General features: G+C 66.0%; 12 protein-coding genes and 2 pseudogenes. 9 read left to right on the top strand and 5 right to left on the bottom strand.

Features of this window, described 5'->3' with window-relative positions; genetic code table 11:
• A pseudogene (locus D9599_RS23435) lies at positions 1-450 on the top strand (AAA family ATPase); the annotation flags it as partial.
• 89 nt (positions 451-539) lie between these two features.
• Here the strand turns inward: D9599_RS23435 and D9599_RS23430 are convergent.
• The 3 genes from D9599_RS23430 to D9599_RS23420 all read right to left on the bottom strand — a co-directional run bounded on the left by D9599_RS23430 (position 540) and on the right by D9599_RS23420 (position 3,588).
• Positions 540-1,463 carry a replication protein RepA gene (locus D9599_RS23430; RefSeq protein WP_198383723.1) on the bottom strand — a complete coding sequence of 308 codons (924 nt, stop codon included), beginning with the start codon at positions 1,461-1,463 and terminating at the stop codon, positions 540-542.
• 255 nt (positions 1,464-1,718) lie between these two features.
• Positions 1,719-2,564, bottom strand: a complete 846-nt coding sequence (locus D9599_RS23425; protein ID WP_198383716.1) for a ParB/RepB/Spo0J family partition protein — start codon at positions 2,562-2,564, stop codon at positions 1,719-1,721.
• 4 nt (positions 2,565-2,568) lie between these two features.
• On the bottom strand, positions 2,569-3,588 hold the full coding sequence (locus D9599_RS23420) for a ParA family protein (RefSeq protein WP_198383715.1): 1,020 nt from the start codon (positions 3,586-3,588) through the stop codon (positions 2,569-2,571).
• Between the two features lie 165 nt (positions 3,589-3,753).
• Between D9599_RS23420 and D9599_RS23415 the strand changes: the two genes are divergently transcribed.
• Both D9599_RS23415 and D9599_RS23410 read left to right on the top strand, forming a co-directional pair.
• Positions 3,754-3,945: a hypothetical protein gene (locus D9599_RS23415; RefSeq protein WP_198383714.1), complete on the top strand. Its 192-nt coding sequence runs from the start codon at positions 3,754-3,756 to the stop codon at positions 3,943-3,945.
• 394 nt (positions 3,946-4,339) lie between these two features.
• Positions 4,340-4,609 (top strand): hypothetical protein, encoded by a 270-nt coding sequence (locus D9599_RS23410; RefSeq protein ID WP_198383713.1) that lies wholly within the window; start codon positions 4,340-4,342, stop codon positions 4,607-4,609.
• A gap of 493 nt (positions 4,610-5,102) precedes the next feature.
• On the opposite strand, the pseudogene D9599_RS23405 reads toward D9599_RS23410, so the two are convergent.
• Both D9599_RS23405 and D9599_RS23400 read right to left on the bottom strand, forming a co-directional pair.
• Positions 5,103-6,055: pseudogene (locus D9599_RS23405) on the bottom strand (IS5 family transposase).
• A 609-nt stretch (positions 6,056-6,664) separates the two neighbouring features.
• A complete protein-coding gene (locus D9599_RS23400) occupies positions 6,665-7,132 on the bottom strand; it encodes a helix-turn-helix domain-containing protein (protein ID WP_232480818.1) in 468 nt (155 codons plus the stop codon).
• Positions 7,133-7,805: 673 nt separating this feature from the next.
• Between D9599_RS23400 and D9599_RS23395 the strand changes: the two genes are divergently transcribed.
• The 6 genes from D9599_RS23395 to D9599_RS23370 all read left to right on the top strand — a co-directional run bounded on the left by D9599_RS23395 (position 7,806) and on the right by D9599_RS23370 (position 16,426).
• Positions 7,806-9,128 carry a TolC family protein gene (locus D9599_RS23395; protein WP_198383712.1) on the top strand — a complete coding sequence of 441 codons (1,323 nt, stop codon included), beginning with the start codon at positions 7,806-7,808 and terminating at the stop codon, positions 9,126-9,128.
• Entirely contained in the window at positions 9,128-10,384 is a 1,257-nt protein-coding gene (locus D9599_RS23390; RefSeq protein WP_198383711.1) for an efflux RND transporter periplasmic adaptor subunit, read from the top strand. Before D9599_RS23395 ends, D9599_RS23390 begins: the two co-directional genes overlap by 1 nt.
• 13 nt (positions 10,385-10,397) lie before the next feature.
• Positions 10,398-13,643, top strand: coding sequence for an efflux RND transporter permease subunit (locus D9599_RS23385; protein WP_198383710.1), 3,246 nt, complete (start codon positions 10,398-10,400; stop codon positions 13,641-13,643).
• A gap of 69 nt (positions 13,644-13,712) precedes the next feature.
• Entirely contained in the window at positions 13,713-14,087 is a 375-nt protein-coding gene (locus D9599_RS23380; RefSeq protein ID WP_198383709.1) for a hypothetical protein, read from the top strand.
• Positions 14,088-14,270: 183 nt separating this feature from the next.
• Positions 14,271-15,077 (top strand): response regulator transcription factor, encoded by an 807-nt coding sequence (locus D9599_RS23375; RefSeq protein WP_309228694.1) that lies wholly within the window; start codon positions 14,271-14,273, stop codon positions 15,075-15,077.
• Entirely contained in the window at positions 15,065-16,426 is a 1,362-nt protein-coding gene (locus D9599_RS23370; protein WP_198383708.1) for a HAMP domain-containing sensor histidine kinase, read from the top strand. The genes D9599_RS23375 and D9599_RS23370 overlap by 13 nt, the downstream gene beginning before the upstream one ends.
• Positions 16,427-16,478 lie beyond the last annotated feature (52 nt).

Genomic DNA, 16,478 nt, shown 5'->3' with positions numbered 1-16,478 from the left:
CATCGAGACGGCCTTGGAGTTGGAGCTGGCCGAGGGCGAGGTGGTGGCGGACACCCTGGAGGGGGAGCGCTGCGTCTTCCTGGCCGGGCTCTACCGCGCCGAGAGGGTCATCGCCGAGCGGCTGCGCGCCCTGGCCCGGGGGCGCCACCCTGGCCTGACATCGACACCGCGCGGGCGATCCCCTGGGTGGAGGGCAGGACCGGCCTCTCCCTCGCCACCCGCTCCAAGGTGCTGGTGATCACCGGCGGCCCCGGGGTGGGCAAGACCACGCTGGTGAACTCCATCCTGCAGGTGCTGTGTGCCAAAGAGGTGGAGGTGGCGCTCTGTGCCCCCACCGGCCGCGCCGCCAGGCGCCTGTCCGACAGCACCGGGCTGGAGGCCCGGACCATTCACCGCCTGCTGGAGATCGACCCCAAGACCAGCGGCATCAAGAGAGGCGAGGAGCGCCCGCCGGATTCCCACCTACACCGGTACCCTTCGGCGACCCGCAAAGGAAAGCTTCTGAGGTCAGAAGTGGTTCTAGAACCTCTTGCTAGTAGCTAGCCTGCCAGAATTTTTCTCTCGGGTACTGGAGGTGCCGATGGATAGAGGGTGAGACCCCGCTTCTCATCGATATGAACCCTCGCCTCGGGGTAAGCTGCTAGCGCGAGATCAAGCGAAGGCAACACGTCACGCCGGAAAAAGCGCAGCTCCTTGTAGCTCTCGCCGAACTGCGACTTGAGGGCTGGCCAGCTGACCTCGACTGGTCCGGACAGGACGTGCAGCCGGTAAGCCAGCCAGACGTAGATGTCGATCGCCATGGAACGACCTGAAACTGCTTGAATTGCCTTCTCCCGGAGAGGTAGTGGGTGATCAATCAGCGACTGGTAGAACCCTTCGTCTAGCGTGACTTGCTCTTGCCAAAGTGGCATCTGCCCGTGAGTAGAGTCCAAGGGTAGAATTGAGTCGCGTACGAACGCGCCATTTGTCACTAACTCAGAACCGCCTGAACGGCGAAAGAACGTAAGGCGACACCGTGAAAGCCGCCGCGATTGTTCACGGACGAGTTGGTAAGTCTTCCCACCAACGGGCAAGCCCATTGCGCTAAGCCAAGCATTCATCGACGCGCCCAGTTCTACCTTGCGGCTCCGAGTTCGAACGGCTTGTGTCTGCAAATAGATCAAGATTAGCCGAGCTAGTGATCCATAAGGGATGCCGATCGGCTGTCGGTTCGTGTCGAGACCGCTCTCGACAAGCAATTTGACTGATCCTGCTTCGCGCTCCCAGATCGTTTCAGCCGTCTTCTTGTGCGGCAGCGCTGCCATGGCAAAGCCGGCATGAGCAATGCCGATCTTGCCTGCCTCGTCACCCATGACCTCGAAAGCGGCCTCGACGCACAGGCGCTGGTTCGCGCAGGCACCATTTGCCTCGCGCCTTGCTGCCTCAATGCCTCTAGTCAGGATTAGATGATGAACAGCCCCCATGCCTTCCATCCGAGACGAAGTTACCCTCTGACGCAAGTTGGACTGTCCTCACGCAAGCTATTTGAAGGCTATTAGATAATTCTATTAGCTTGTGTGAGCAAAGTCCTGGGGATAAGCCCGATTCGCGTGAGTAGAGTCCAATTCTTAAGCGTGAGTAGAGTCCAAGCCGCCTACTGGGGATGGAACCCGGTGGCCGTGAGTAGGGTCCAACCGAATCGGCAGAACCTCCTGTGCCAAAGCCGGGAAGTTCTGACATCAGAATTCGAGCAACGCCTCAATGCGCGTGCGCAGAGTAGCCAGTCCATGTCGCTCAGCCTCGCTCAGCTTCTCGCCCTTCGCCTTCCGGTGCTCCAGCTTCAACGTCATTCGCTCAAGCGCTGACCAGTAGTCGGTTGACGAGGGTCGTCTGGGAGGAGGTGGAGTTGCCGCACGAGCATCACGAATTGCCCGCACTGTTAGAGAGCCATCGGTTGCCTTCTGCATCAGATGGTTCCGCACCGGACCATCTTCCAAGCGGGCTAGCTCCACAAGTACATTCCGCGGCACATCTACTGCTTGCTCCAGAAACTCCGGTGGCAGGGTTAGCATTCGCAAGCACGCACTCACCTCCGCTGGGCTGCGCCCCAACATCTCTGCCGCTGCCGCTTGGCTTACCCCCTTCTGCGTCAGCAAGCGCTGCAGCCCGCGTGCTTCCTCGACAGGTGTTAGGTCGACCCGTTGAAGGTTCTCCAGGAGCGCAGCAAGGTCGGCGTCACCTGTGTGTTCTATAGCCAGGATAGTGGTCCAGCCGCTAAACTGGGCGGCGCGCCAACGGCGTTCGCCAGCCACTAGTATCCAGGCACCGCGCTGTTCGGGATCGCGCCGCACCAGCACGGGCTGCAACTGCCCCTCGGCCTGCATCGTCGTCGCGAGAGCTTCGATATCAGCGTCGTTAAAGCGCCGGCGCGGTTGGTTCGGATCAGACCGGACGCGAGCGATTGGTGCTTCGAACGAGTGACGAAAGCGGCTATTGCCAGCCACTAGCCCTTCTGATGCCTCACCGATGGCCGCCATTGCTGCACCCAGCATAGGAGAGGGAGGCTGCTTACGCTGCTGACCCATGGCGTTAGGACTCCAATAGTTGAGGCACAAGGGTGGCATGAGGCAGGGCGCTGCCGGTCGCGAGCGCAGCAGCCAAGCGACCGTAGACTGCCGCTGCTGAACTGGGAGAAGCATCGAGTGCGATACGGCCATTGCGGGCGGCGTGCCCAAAGACGGCGCTGGCCTGCACTGGCTCCAGCACCGGAGCTTTGCCAGCCATCACAGCTACCAGATGCTCAAGCACCTCTCGATCCACCGACTTACGGGCACCGAACTGGGTGGGCAGAATTCCGCTTAGACGAAGAGCAGGGTTGAGTCGGCGCTGCACCTTGCTGATTGTGCCCAGTATCAAGCCCACACCCATACTGTCGTAGGGTTCAGTGCGGACGGGGATAATTACCTCGTCTGCGGCAGCCAAACCCATTACCGTCAGCATGCCAAGATTAGGGGGCGCATCTAGCACGATGAAATCGTAGCGCTCGCGCGAGACCTCCAGTGCCTCCCGGAGCGCTACGTCGAAGCCTGGCTCACGCCGTCCATCAGTTTCTGCCAAGTCGATATGGCTAGGCACCAAGTCGAAGCCGCCACGCGCGACCAGTAACGGGTTATCCTGGCCGTAGATCGCCTGCTCTAGCGGAAGATCGCGCAGAATGACGTGGGCCATCGTCCGCCCCTGGCGGTAAGCATCAACACTGCCACTCGCCATCATTGCGACAGTCGCAGTCGCTTGTGGGTCGAGATCGACTAGCAGCACCCGCGCACCACGACGAGCTAGTCCACACGCGAGATTGACCGCAGATGTGGTCTTCCCCACCCCGCCCTTCTGGTTAGCCAAAATCAAAATACGCGCATGGCGCGGCTGACCATTGGCCAAGCCTGCTGCTGAATGGGCTACCTCTTCGGGTATGGGCTCGCGGCCGTTCTCCCAGCGCGACACACGCGGCTTGTCGTAGGAGCGCTGCAGCACGGCGTTGAGCGCGTCTGCTAACTCCGATTGGCTCAGGCGCAGTTGCTGCCGCAGCGCCCTCAGTTCGCCTCCGTCCATAGATCGCCCCCAGTTCCAAAGTTCTGACGTCAGAACACCTTTGCCCCTAGAAGTTGTTCCCTCTTGACTCTTCCGTCAACGTCAACAATTAAGGTTGACGTTGACTGTTTTTGCAAGTGGCTGGCGGGGCGCGTGCTACTCGTCCGCGATAGAGGTCGGCGTTCCATGAGGGGGAAGCAGCTGAACCTCGCCTATTCCAGTGGCGCCAACCACCTGTTCCGCCCGGTGGAGCTAAGGTACCTTGGATCAGGATCACGCCTGCAGTTCGACGGCTTGGTTGGGCTCTCCCTGGACCCACAGGTCGCCGAGCAGGCTGGTGTGGAGCACCAGGGTTCCGGCTGGCGCCGGGGTTGGTGAGGGCAGGGGAGGGGGCGCATCGTCGGTAGGGGCTCACTCATGGCGAGTATGGCGCACCCCTTCCGTCCGGAAATATCGGTTAGCGGACGGAACGGTAGGAGAGGGCGGAGAAGTATACCCGCCGCAGCGTGACGCTGGTCAAACGGCCAGTAAAATCAGTAGGTTAGGTTATTTAAGCGGCCTCCTACGCACGATAACAGCCTATTATCGTGCCCAAGGGTGGGATAGGGGGCGGTTGCCACAAGTGAAGGCCGGCAAGCACAATTGGGAATGGTGGGAGCACGGACTCGGAGGCGCCCGCCGAAACGGTCAGAGTGGGCCAAGAAGGTGGGAACTCTAATGGAAGCTGTCAGAGTTCGCGGCAGGGGAACCAGATTGGCGAGGAAGGGCCAGTTTGGATAAGCTCCTGACGGGCGGAAAGGCTGTTGGGAGCCTGAAATGGACCATGGTTGCCCGCACTGCGTCATGTGCCCCAACCAAAGTTGTGTTGACCGAAATCAAGGTCGTCCTCCTCGACTGCACCGTCCGAGATCGACCAGCAATACCTGCTGCAGCTACGATGCCGCGCTATCTCATGAAGGTCGCCCGCCTCGGCGGCTATCTCGCTCGCGCCTATGATCCGCCGCGCAACAATTTTGTTGGAACGAGGCTCAAGTCTCTCTAAGCTCCGCCAAAACTGTGAATAGTACAATCTGCTCGGGAGATTTCATAAAATGAAACTGGTTATTTTATTCATTGCGTTCGCTATGCTCGGCCTTCCAGAAGGTCGGGCAGAAGAATTAAAGAAAGATCATGATATAAGCCCAATTATAAGTTCTATGCTGTTAAATATGCGCCTTGATCAGGGTATACGAAGGATGTCTCCGACCCCCATCCAAAGTCGAACGGAGTGGGACTTCATAGGATGTATGCCTAATCACCATGCTTGTGAAGATGAAGCAGAAGCTCGCGGCTTTCCACACCACCGCATGCGGATCGACAGCCGCGTATGCCCCGTGCATCCGCATATCGCCTGCTACGTAGGACACCACTGATTTATCTATGCAATTGTGGGAAAGAAAATGGGGCCTCCCTGACACCCTGGAAGGGCCCTGTTGCGCAATTCGGGTGAAGAGCACGACTGCCCCTCTATTCTAGTTTGGCCAGGTCTGGTTTGGTCAGGCGACAGCGAGGGTGTTGGGCATGCCGAGCTGGTTGTAGGTGTTGGGGATGGCGCAGCGGATCTGCACCTCAGCCACTTGGCGGGCGGGATCATGTGCCGCGAGCCGCTCGCCGAGGCGTTTGATGCGTGACATCGCTGTCTCGGCCAGGCTGCGGCGATGGTAGCCGCTCCAGCGCTTCCAGAGTCGCCGGCCGAAGTGCCGAACGGCACGCAGGGTCTCGTTGCGCTCGCCTGCTCCTCGGGTCGGCGTCTTCCAAGGTTTGTCGTTGCGTCGGGGCGGCACGAGCAGTTCCGCATTGCGGGCCGCTGCGGCCGCGTAGGCGGTGCGAGTGTCGTAGGCCCCGTCTCCGCCAACGGAGGCGATCTGCTCCCCTTGCGGCACCTGCGCCAGCAGATCGGCCAAAATCTCGCCATCGCCGTGCCGGTGGTCAGTCATCTCGACAGCCCGGATCTCGTGACTGTCTGCATCGACCGCCAGGTACACCTTGCGCCAGATGCGGCGACGATTGGCACAATGCCTCCTGATTTTCCACTCCCCTTCGCCCAGCACTTTGAGCCCGCTGCTGTCCACGACAAGATGCAGTGGCTTACCTCGGGCGCGGTAAGGAATGACCACGGTCAGCGCCTGCTGCCGGCGCGAGAGGGTGCTGAAGTGCGGCACCGGCCACCCGAGCCCGGCCAGGCGGATCAGACTTCCACCAAGCCCTGGGCTGCCCGCAGCGGCAGCTGGAACAGCACCTTCAGCGTCAGCGCGCACTGGATCGCGGCGCCGCTGAACACCAGCGGCCGGCCCCGCTTGCCCGTGCCCGCCGGCGCATGCCAGGCCAGGTCCAGCGATAGCCAGACGGTCAGGTCGCCGCGGGCGATTAGGCTCCGGTCATACTCGCGCCAGTTCCGCACGCGATACCGCTTCCTCGGCCGCTCAGCCCCCGTCCCATCCTTCCTCATGGCCCATCACCCACGAGTTTTCCGCAACAACGCCCCTTCGTTCTGTCCTCATGGACGCCATCTCCCAGGCGCCCGGCCCGTCCCACCACCGACCAGAGGAGGCTTCGAGAGCATGGTCCCGTCCCTCAGCAACACCATCCAACGCGGAAGCCTTCGCAGGGCCCTGGCCAGCGCAGCCGTGGCGGGCGCCCTAGCCGCAGCGCCCTGGCCGGCCCCGGCACTCGCGCCACAGGCAGCGCCGAACGGCCGGCCCACCACGCTTCTGCAACATGCCCAGCACTACTTCACCCAGAACTACAACGCGCGTCCGCGCTACTATGCGCCCCCGACGATTCCGCCAAGCTACTATCGCCGATGGGCCTCCCCGCCGCCACCGGCCTACTTCGCACCGCCTCCGCCTACGCCCTGGTTGTCCCAGCCAGCCCCGCCGCCATCACCGTTCCTGGGCTACGACCGTTACTGAGGCCCATTACGAGGTGCCCCCTCCACACTGCTTTGGCGTGCGCCGCTTCTGTGGAGCGGTGTTTGACCTCGGCCTGCATGGTGCCCAAGCCGCTGATCGGGCCGGCAAAGGGTACTGCGGACGTAGGGTCAAGAACGACAAAACGCTCAGCCCAGATACGACGCCGGGTCGCCGTGTGTGGGGGCTGCGCAGTGTCCATGTCCGAAGTCGGACAAGGTTTCGATGATCCGGCAGTCGCCGATATGGCCGCCCATGCAGTTATGAGCCATTCGCTCCAGTTCGGCTCGAAGGGCTTGAAGTCGTCGCATTCTGGCGTCCACCTCGGCAATCTGGGCCATGGCGATGGCATGGGCCGCCGAGCAATCGTCCCCGGGTCGCTCGGCAAGGTCGAGGAGGGACCTGATGTCGGACATGGAGAATCCCAGCTCCCGCGAGTGCCGAATGAATCCAAGCCGCTTCAGGTGGACCTCCCCGTAGACCCTGTGGCCGCCGTCGGTCCGGGCAGGAGCCGGTAACCACCCCTCCGCCTCGTACCAGCGGATGGTTGTCGGCTTGACCCCAGTCTCGCGCGACAGGTCACCGATGCTCATTGGCCACTTGGGCAGGCTCATCATTGGAAGGTGGTACACCGGAAATCGGTTGCCTACTGGTGGAGCAGGACAATCACCGTCTCATCCATTTTCATACCGGAGTAAAATACCTCTTGAATCTCTAGTGGCTAGAGGTGCCATTAAAGCGTCTGTCAGGCGGTGAGCCCTCTCTGATGAGGTTCATGCTGCCCCAGGCGCTGCGCGTGACAGCCAGCATTAGATGGGTTAGAGGCGCCAGCAGCATGTTCGCCGCGGAGACATCGCCGGTCTTGTCAGCCTGCCGTCGCGGGCTCTCGGCACTCCTCTGCGCGCTGATGTTGCTCCTGGCTTTGGGCTCCGCCGAAGCCGCTCTCAGGGCGGCTCCTGTCACCGTTGGCCTCGTTGAAATCCTCAACGTGAATTCCGGCAGTACGGATGAGCCTTTGCAGCCGGACAACCTTCCCTGCCATAGCGCGCACCACTTCTGTGGTCAGATTGCACCACTGCCTCCAGCCGTGGCCTCAGGACTTCCCCTATCGGAAGGTCAACAGGCCGAGTTGATGCTCGCCCCAGAACGCGTGCTGCAGTCCGGACCGTCGGAGCTGCCAACCAGACCACCCCGCGCCTAGCGAACCGTTGTTTCCTGCGGACACAGTTCGGTCTCTCCTGATCGGAGAACTGCGCGGTCCGTGTCCGGCTCGCGATTTCAGGTGCCCTCATGACAATCAAGGCTTTCTGCCTGGCTGCGATCTTCGCCGTCGCTCCGGCCGTCCTCCACGCGCAGGATACTCGTCCGGCCGTCGCACCACTCACCGTCACCTCTCCCCCACAGGCCGTTGAGGCAGCGCTCACGGCATCACCTGCCCTCCGGGGTGCGGGAGCCGCCAGGCAGGCCGTGCAGGCTGACGCCCTGCAGGCGCGCCTGCGGCCCAACCCGGCACTGAGGGGCAGCTTCGAAAACTTCGGCGGCTTCGGCGGCCGCCAGGAGAACCGCGGCTTCCGCACTCTGGAGAGCACAGTCGGCCTCGCCCAGATCATCGAGCTCGGCGGAAAGCGCTCGGCGCGGATTGGCCTCGCGGCCCGTAGTGGGGAGGTGGCCGTGCTTGACTTCACCGGCTTCCGGCTGGAGATCGCCCGCGAGGTGGTGACCGCCCTCGCCACCGCGGAGGCCGCCCGGCGGCTGGTGGGCGTCGAGCGCGAGCGCGCTAGGCTAGCTGCCGAGACGCTCCGGGCGGCTCGCGCCCGGGTTGAGGCCGGACGCGACCCGCTGCTGCAGGCCGAGCGGGCCGAGGTGGTCCGGGCCACCGCCGACATCGCGGCGGAACGCGCCCAACGGGAGCTAGAGATCGCCGTGGGGGATCTCGCCGTGTTCATCGGCGTGCCACGCGTCGAGCTCGCCCCACGACAGCCCTGGTTCGACGACATCGGCCCCAACCCGGGGCGCCCGGTCCCGGCCAACCCACTGGCCCGCCTATCCGGCAGCCCCGAGCTGGCGCGGCTGGACGCGGCCATTAACCAGCAGCGGGCGAACGTGACCCTGCAGCGAGCCATCGCCGTGCCCGACGTGACCATCTCGGGTGATGTCCGCCGCTTCGGCGACAGCAACGAGACAGCTTTCGTGGCGGGCGCTTCCATCCCGCTGCCCTTCTACGACCGGAACCAGGGCGGCATCGCCCGCGCCCAGGCCGAGCTGACCCGGGCCGAAGCCGAGGCCGAGCGCGGACGGAACATCCTGGTCGCGACGCTGGTCGCGGCGGAGCAGCGTCTCGCCCTGGCCTGGCGGTCGGTCGACACCCTGCGGCGAACGGCGCTCCCCTCGGCCGAGCTGGCCGCCCGCTTCGCGACGCTCGGATACGGCGAGGGCCGCTTCAGCTTCCTGGAGGTTCTCGACGCGCAGCGGGCTCTCTCGGACACCCGCGCCCAACTGGTGGAGGCGATGCAGGCCTTCCATGCCCTGCGCGCCCAAGTGCAGCGCCTCCGCGGCGATCTCCCCGCCGTTCCGTCCCAGCCTGTGAACGCCCCGAACGGGAGTGCCCGCTGATGCTCCGCATCATTCTCATGGCAGGAGCCGCTGTCGGCGGCTTCGCCCTGGCCATGGCCTTCCCCGCCATCCCCGAGACCGGCCGCAGCCTGCTGGGAATGGCATCCACGCCCGCCAGGGCTGCACCGGCGGCAGCGCCTGCACCGGCTGCCGCGCCCAGAGCCGGTAACCCCGGCGGTGCCGGAGGCGAGTCCCACAATGAGGAAGGCCACATCAAAATGACGGCCGAGCAGGTTGAGGCTGCCGGGATCCGCGTGGCTGCGGTCGCTCCGGGCGTGCTGGTGACCCGCGCCGCCGTTCCCGGCGTACTGGCCGCCAGCCAGGACCGTCAGGCGCGCGTGACTGCCCGTCTCGGCGGCATCGTCGCCGAGGTCCGGAAGACCCTGGGCGAGGAGGTCGCCCGGGGCGACGTGCTGGCCGTGCTCGAGAGCCGGGAGGTGGCGGACGCCAAGGGCGAGTTCCTGGCGGCGACGCGAACCGCCGCCCTGGCCGAGACCACCCTGGCCCGTGAGACCCGCCTCTGGCGGCAGCGGATCTCGGCTGAGCAGGATTTCCTTCAGGCCCGCACCACGGCCGAGGAGGCCCGCATCAAGGTCGACCTCGGGCGAGCCCGGCTGGCCGCCCTCGGGCTGTCCGAGGCGGAGGTCGCCGCCCTGGCCCGCCAGCCCGCCGCCACCCTCCGGCGCCTGGAGCTGCGGGCGCCCATGGCCGGGCGGATTACCGCCCGCAACGCTGTGCTGGGGGCCTCTGTGGCCGCCGACGCCGAGGTCTTCGCGGTGGCCGACCTGTCCGTCCTCTGGGTCGAGATAACGGTCCCGCCGCGGAACGTGCCCATGGCGCGGCAGGGCCAGACGGTGCTCGTCACCGGCGAGGGGGACACCCGGACCGAGGGCAAGATCGTCTTCCTCAGCCCGGTCCTGGATCCCGAAACCCGCTCCGCCCGGGCGGTGGCCGAGATCCCGAACGGGGACGGCGCGTGGCGCCCGGGCGGGTTCGTGACCGCCCACCTCTCCACCGCCGAGCAGCGGGTGGACGTGCTTGTTCCCCGCGACGCCATTCAGGAGGTCGAGGGCAAGAAGGTCGTCTTCGTCCGCAATGACGAGGGTTTTGAGCTGCGCGAGGTCGAGGTCGGACGCGAGGACGCCAACGGCTACGAAATCATCTTCGGGCTGGACGCCGGAGCGGAGATCGCGGTGGCCAACGCCTTTTCGCTCCGCGCGGAGACGAGCAAGTCCGAAGCCGGGCACGGTCACTGAGGAGCGACCTGACATGATCGGCCCTATCCTCGACTTCTCCGTCCGCAACCGCTGGACCGTCGTGCTGCTGGCCGTCATCGCGGCCTGCATCGGCGCGTGGTCAGTCGCCCGCCTGCCCATCGACGCCACGCCGGACATCACCAACAACCAGGCTCAGATCAACACGTTGGCGCCCTCACTCTCGCCCTACGAGATCGAGAAGCAGGTCAGCTTCCCGATTGAGACGGCGCTCGCGGGCATCCCGGGCCTGGAGAGCACCCGCTCCATGTCCCGCAACGGCTTCAGCCAGGTGACCGCTGTCTTTAGCGAGAGCACCGACATCTACTTCGCTCGCCAGCAGGTGCTGGAGCGCCTGATCGAGGCGCGCGAAGCCATGCCGGAAGGGGTGGAGCCGCGCCTTGGCCCGGTCTCCACCGGCCTGGGCGAGGTCACCATGTGGACGGTGAACTTCGCACCCCGCAAGCCGGGCGACGTCGTGCCGGACGGGCAGCCGGGCTGGCAGGCGGACGGCAGCTATCTCACGCCCGAGAAGGAGCGCCTCACCACCGAGGCCGACCGTGCGACCTATCTTCGTACGGTTCAGGACTGGATCATCCGGCCGCAGGTGCGGAACGTGCCGGGCATCGCGGGCGTGGACGCCATCGGCGGCTACACCAAGCAGTACGTGGTCCAGCCCGACACCGCCCGGCTCATCGCGCTAGGCCTGAGCTTCTCGGACCTCAGCACGGCCATCGAGCGCAACAACGTCTCGACCGGCGCGGGTTATGTGGAGCGGGGCGGCGAAGGCCTCGTGGTCCGCTCTGCCGGCCGCGTGACGAGCGTCGCCGAGCTGGAGCAGGTGGTGGTCGCCACACGGGAGGGCGTGCCGATCCTTCTGCGGGACGTCAGCCGGGTGACCATCGGCCAGGCGCAGCGCACGGGCAGCGCCAGCGGCAACGGGCAGGAGATGGTGGTCGGGACCGCCCTCATGCTCATCCGCGAGAACTCCCGCCTCGTCGCCGAGGCCGTCCACGCCAAGGTCACCGAGCTGGCTCGTACCCTGCCGCGCGGCATCGAGGCGACCACCGTGCTGGACCGCGGCATCCTCGTGGACGCCACCATCAAGACCGTGGCCAAGAACCTCAGCGAGGGCGCGCTCCTCGTCGTCGTCATCCTGTTCCTGATGCTCGGCAATATCCGGGCGGCGATCATCACGGCCGTGGTCATCCCGGTGACCATGCTGCTGACCGCTTTCGGGATGGTCCGGGGCGGCATCTCGGCCAACCTGATGTCGCTCGGTGCGCTGGACTTCGGCCTTATCGTCGACGGCGCCGTCATCATCACCGAGAACAGCCTGCGGCACCTGGCGGAGCGCCAGCACGAGAAGGGGCGCCTGCTCACGTTGGAGGAGCGCCTCCAGACCGTGGCCGAGAGCGCCAGGGAAATGATCCGGCCTTCGCTCTACGGTCAGGCCATCATCATCCTCGTCTACGCGCCGCTGCTGACCTTCACCGGGGTCGAGGGCAAGATGTTCGTGCCGATGGCGCTGACCGTCATTATCGCGCTCCTCTTCGCCTTCGTGCTCTCCCTGACCCTGGTCCCGGCCCTCATCGCCATCTGGATCAGCGGGCGGGTGCAGGAGAAGGATGTTTGGATCGTCAGGGGCCTCAAGCGCCTCTACGCGCCCGCACTCGGGGGCGCCCTGCGCGCGCCGGTGCTGGTCATCGTCGTGGGAGCGCTGCTGTTCGCCGGGTCCCTCAGCCTGTTCGCCCGCCTGGGCCAGGAGTTCATCCCGACGCTGGACGAGGGCAACCTCTCCATGCAGGCGCTCCGCATCCCCAGCACCTCGCTCCAGCAGTCCCAGGCGATGCAGTCCGTGCTGGAGCGCCGCATCTCGCGGATCCCGGAGGTGCAGGTCATCTACTCCAAGACCGGCACGGCCGAGGTCGCCTCCGACCCGATGCCGCCGAACGCGTCCGACACTTTCATCATCCTCAAGCCGCGCGACCAGTGGGCTGACCCGTCCCTTCCCAAGGCCGAGTTGGTCCAGCGCATCGAGCAATCCATCGCGGGCATCCCGGGCAACGTGCTGGAGTTCAGCCAGCCCATCCAGATGCGCTTTAACGAGTTGCTGGCAGGCGTGCGCGGCGACCTGGCGGTGAAGGTCTTCGGCGACGAGTACGGCCCCATGTTGCAGGTCGCCGCGCAGATTTCGACCATCCTGAACGGTATCGAAGGCGCGGAGGACGTCAAGGTGGAGCAGGCGACCGGCTTGCCTTTCCTGGAGATCACCGTGAACCGTACGGAGGTCGCCCGCCGCGGATTGAGCGTTGCTGATGTGCAGGCCGTGGTGGCGACCGCAGTCGGCGGACGCGAAGCAGGCATGGTCTACGAGGGAGACCGTCGCTTCGCGATCGTGGTGCGGCTGCCCGACAACCTGCGGGGCAACTTCGAGACCCTGCGGAGCCTGCCGGTGCCGCTGCCGCCCATAGCCGGGCGCCCGGCGAACTCGGTGCCGCTCCAGCAGCTGGCGGACCTGCGCGTGGTCGAGGGGCCGAACCAGATCAGCCGCGAGCAGGGACGGCGCCGGGTCGTCATCCAGGCCAATGCCCGCGGACGCGACATCGGCTCCATTGTCGCCGAGGCGCAGGCCAAAGTCGCGGAGCAGGTGCAGCTGCCGCCCGGCTACACCATCACCTGGGGCGGCCAGTTCGAAAACTTGGCCAAGGCACGGGAGCGGCTCACTGTCGTGGTACCCGCGTGCTTCCTGCTGATCCTGGTGCTGCTCTACGCGGCGCTGGGTTCGGTGCGAGACGCCCTCGTCGTGTTCAGCGGCGTGCCGCTGGCCCTGTCGGGCGGGCTTCTCGCCCTATGGCTGCGAGACATGCCGTTCTCGGTGCCCGCGGCGGTCGGCTTCATCGCGCTCTCGGGCGTGGCGGTGCTGAACGGGCTGGTGATGGCGACCTCCATCAACGACCTCATCCTTCGGGGACACCTGTCCCTGAGGGACGCGGTCTACCAGGGCGCCATGACCCGGCTGCGGCCCGTGGCCATGACCGCGCTTGTCGCATCGCTGGGCTTCGTGCCCATGGCCATCGCCACAGGGGCAGGCGCCGAGGTGCAGAAGCCGCTGGCGACCGTGGTCATCGGCGGGCTGATTACCGCGACCCTGCTCACCCTGCTGGTCCTGCCCGCCCTCTATCTGAAGTTCGGGCAGGTGCAGGCGCCGGTGGCCGAGGAGCCAGTTCCGGCCGGAGGGCGTCACGCCCCGGCCGAGTGAGTGTGCCGGGGGCCCCTCGCGAGCAGGGGCCACCGGACCGAACCACCTCCATCAGAAAGGAATCATCACGTGCGTAAAATCATCCTCGCGGCCATCGCGACCGCTTCGCTCGCCACCGCCGCCCTCGCGCAGACGCACAGTCACAACGAGCAGGGCCCGCATGGCGGGAAGATGCAGGACGTGGTGGGCGTTCAGGCGGAGCTGCTGGCCGCCGAGCGCGCGCTCACGATCCACCTCTACGACGAGGCCGGGAAGCCCGTTCCCGCGACAGGCTACACGGCCTCAGCCCTGGTCGGCTCCGGCGGGTCGCGCCAGGTCGTCCAGCTCGCGCCGGGGGCGGAGAACACGATGTCCGGCACGGCGGCGACCCCCGTCGCCCGTGGAACGTCCATCACGCTGCAGATCAAGAACCCCGCTGGCCGCAGCGGCCAGGCGCGGTTCTGAGCCCGCAGCCCGTTTGATCGCCCGCCCGATCCGGGGCGGGCGCCTGCCGCCACGCCTCTTCGCGTGGCGGTGAAGGATTGGGGAACGTCCGATGCAGACACAATCGAGAGATCCCAGGGCCGCGGAGTGGCCCCGGCAGAGCCGGGCTATGCCTACCAGGCAACAAGTGCCCGGAGGCGGCGCGTGAACGAGAGGAACCTTGGCGGCGCGGCGAGCGAGCCCCCGCATGGCGGCCCGTTCCCGGCGGAACTGCCCCTGTCTGGCGAGGGGCGCCACGTCCTTGTGGTCGAGGATGACGAGGAGATGCGCAAGCTCCTTCTGTCGCATCTCCGCCGCAGCGGCTTCCGCGCCAGTGGGGCGCGAGACAGCCTCGAGATGGAGCGGCTGCTTGTCTCGGCGCCTGTGGACCTCGTCCTGCTGGACGTGATGCTCCCCGGTAGGTCCGGATTCGAGATCTGTCGCGAACTGCGTGCCCATGGCGATGTGCCCATCATCATGCTGACCGCCCTCGGAGAGACGTCGCATCGCGTGACAGGGCTGGAACTCGGGGCCGACGACTTTATCGTAAAGCCGCCGGAGCCACGCGAGCTGGTCGCCCGGATACGGGCCTTGCTCCGGCGGACCGACGGTAGGGATGGACATGGAGCGACACCCAGGCGCGAGGTCGCGCACTTCGTGGGCTGGTCGCTCGACACGAGGCGCCGGGAGCTGTCCCAACCCGACGGCGTGGGCGTCGACCTGACAGGAGGCGAGTACGACGTGCTGTTGGTCTTTGTGGAGCGGCCCCAGCGCATTCTCACCCGTGATCAGCTCCTCGACCTCGCCCGGAACCGCCCCTATGGCGGCCTCGGCCGCTCCATGGACGTCCAGGTCAGCCGCCTGCGGTCCAAGCTGGATTCCTTGCCCGGCGCTGAAGCACGCCCATCCCTTATCAAGACGGTCAGGAACGTCGGGTACATGTTCACGAGCCCGGTCGAATGGACCGGCTGAGGGGGCTCCTTCCCGAGACGCTCGCGACCCGAACGGTCGCAGCCCTCCTGCTCGGCTTCGTGGTTCTTTTCGCCGCAATGGTGGGCGTCCACGACTACCTCCTCCGCCACGCCGTCGACTGGAGCACGGAGGAGCTCTTGTCGCAGCGGCTGGCGACACTCCTCGATTCAATCGCCGCAGCCCCGCGCGATGCCCAGGACAGCATCGCGCGGGCGATCTCCCGGCCGGGCCTCGAAATCAGCCACTCGGCCGAGCAGGTTCCAGTCGCAGATGGCACGCTGAACGCAGCCGCCCAACGGATCTCTGAGCGCACCCAGGCCCTGGTCGCCGTCGCTAGGGATTTCCGGATCGAAGCAGGGCGGGTCGATCCCGCCAACGGGCACCTCATCGGCATCGCCGCGTCCGCGCGCCTGTCCGATGGATCGCGCCTCGACATCGAGATGAGGACATTCGACCTGCTCTCGGCGGAGCTGAAGGCGCTATACCTCTACGCGGCCGCTTTCGGCCTGGCGCTACTCGTCGCGGTCGGGCTGGCCGCCCGCGCCGTCGCGGCGCCTGTCTCGGCACTGGCGGGTGCCGTTTCCCGGATGGACCCCGCGGGCGAGGCAGAAGCTCTGGAGGCGAGGGGGCCGCGCGAGGTGCGGCAGCTCGCCGAGGCGCTGAACGGGATGGCCGGGCGGACACGGGATGCCTTCCGTCAGCGCACGCTTGCCCTGGGAGCGCTCTCGCACGACCTCATGTCACCGATCACGCGCATGAGCCTCCGGGCCGACGACCTCCCGCCTGAGGCGCGCGAGCCGCTCCGCCGCGACCTGGCCGAGATGGAGACGATGGTCTCAGACGTCCTGGCCTACCTGCGCGGCGGGGATGGCACTGAGGTCGCGCGTCCCCTGGCCATCGCCGCCCTGCTCCACAGCATTACCGACGAGATCGCCGATGCCGGGCATGCCGTCGAGGAGCGTGGGATGGACAGGCGGGCCGTCGCGACCGTGCGTCGCGTTGCCCTGAAGCGGGCCGTCACGAACCTCGTCACCAACGCTCTCCGACATGGCGAGCGGCCCTGGGTGGAGGTGGAATCGACGCCGGGCGAGGCCGTTATCCGCGTCGGCGACCACGGTCCCGGCATCTCCGCAGCGGACCTCCCCCGCGTGACCGAGCCTTTCTTCCGGGGCGACCGTGCGCGAAGCAGCGGCGGCGGCAGCGGCCTCGGCCTGGCCACCGCCCGGGCCATCGCCGAATCGCATGGCGGAAGCCTCGAGATCATGAGCGAGCCTGGCCGGGGAACCGTCGCCACTATTCGTCTCCCGGCGAGGAATCCAACGCCGGTACAGACGGCGAAAATCAAGTAATACGTTTCCGAATTGTTGCTGGCTGTTTCCAGGCTTCATCGTGTTGTTTCTG

The sequence above is a fragment of the Roseomonas sp. KE2513 genome (genome assembly GCF_016107305.1).
Classification (GTDB): Bacteria; Pseudomonadota; Alphaproteobacteria; order Acetobacterales; family Acetobacteraceae; genus Roseomonas.
The sequence above is the reverse complement of the archived record's forward strand: the minus strand, read 5'-3'. Positions and strand labels throughout refer to the sequence as shown.

Excerpts from the sequence above, each read along its gene's own strand:
- D9599_RS23430 (WP_198383723.1), bottom strand. The coding sequence starts at position 1,463 with ATGGGGGCTGTTCATCATCTAATCCTGACTAGAGGCATTGAGGCAGCA.
- D9599_RS23425 (WP_198383716.1), bottom strand. The coding sequence starts at position 2,564 with ATGGGTCAGCAGCGTAAGCAGCCTCCCTCTCCTATGCTGGGTGCAGCA.
- D9599_RS23420 (WP_198383715.1), bottom strand. The coding sequence starts at position 3,588 with ATGGACGGAGGCGAACTGAGGGCGCTGCGGCAGCAACTGCGCCTGAGC.
- D9599_RS23415 (WP_198383714.1), top strand. The coding sequence starts at position 3,754 with ATGAGGGGGAAGCAGCTGAACCTCGCCTATTCCAGTGGCGCCAACCAC.
- D9599_RS23400 (WP_232480818.1), bottom strand. The coding sequence starts at position 7,132 with ATGATGAGCCTGCCCAAGTGGCCAATGAGCATCGGTGACCTGTCGCGC.
- D9599_RS23395 (WP_198383712.1), top strand. The coding sequence starts at position 7,806 with ATGACAATCAAGGCTTTCTGCCTGGCTGCGATCTTCGCCGTCGCTCCG.
- D9599_RS23390 (WP_198383711.1), top strand. The coding sequence starts at position 9,128 with ATGCTCCGCATCATTCTCATGGCAGGAGCCGCTGTCGGCGGCTTCGCC.
- D9599_RS23385 (WP_198383710.1), top strand. The coding sequence starts at position 10,398 with ATGATCGGCCCTATCCTCGACTTCTCCGTCCGCAACCGCTGGACCGTC.
- D9599_RS23370 (WP_198383708.1), top strand. The coding sequence starts at position 15,065 with ATGGACCGGCTGAGGGGGCTCCTTCCCGAGACGCTCGCGACCCGAACG.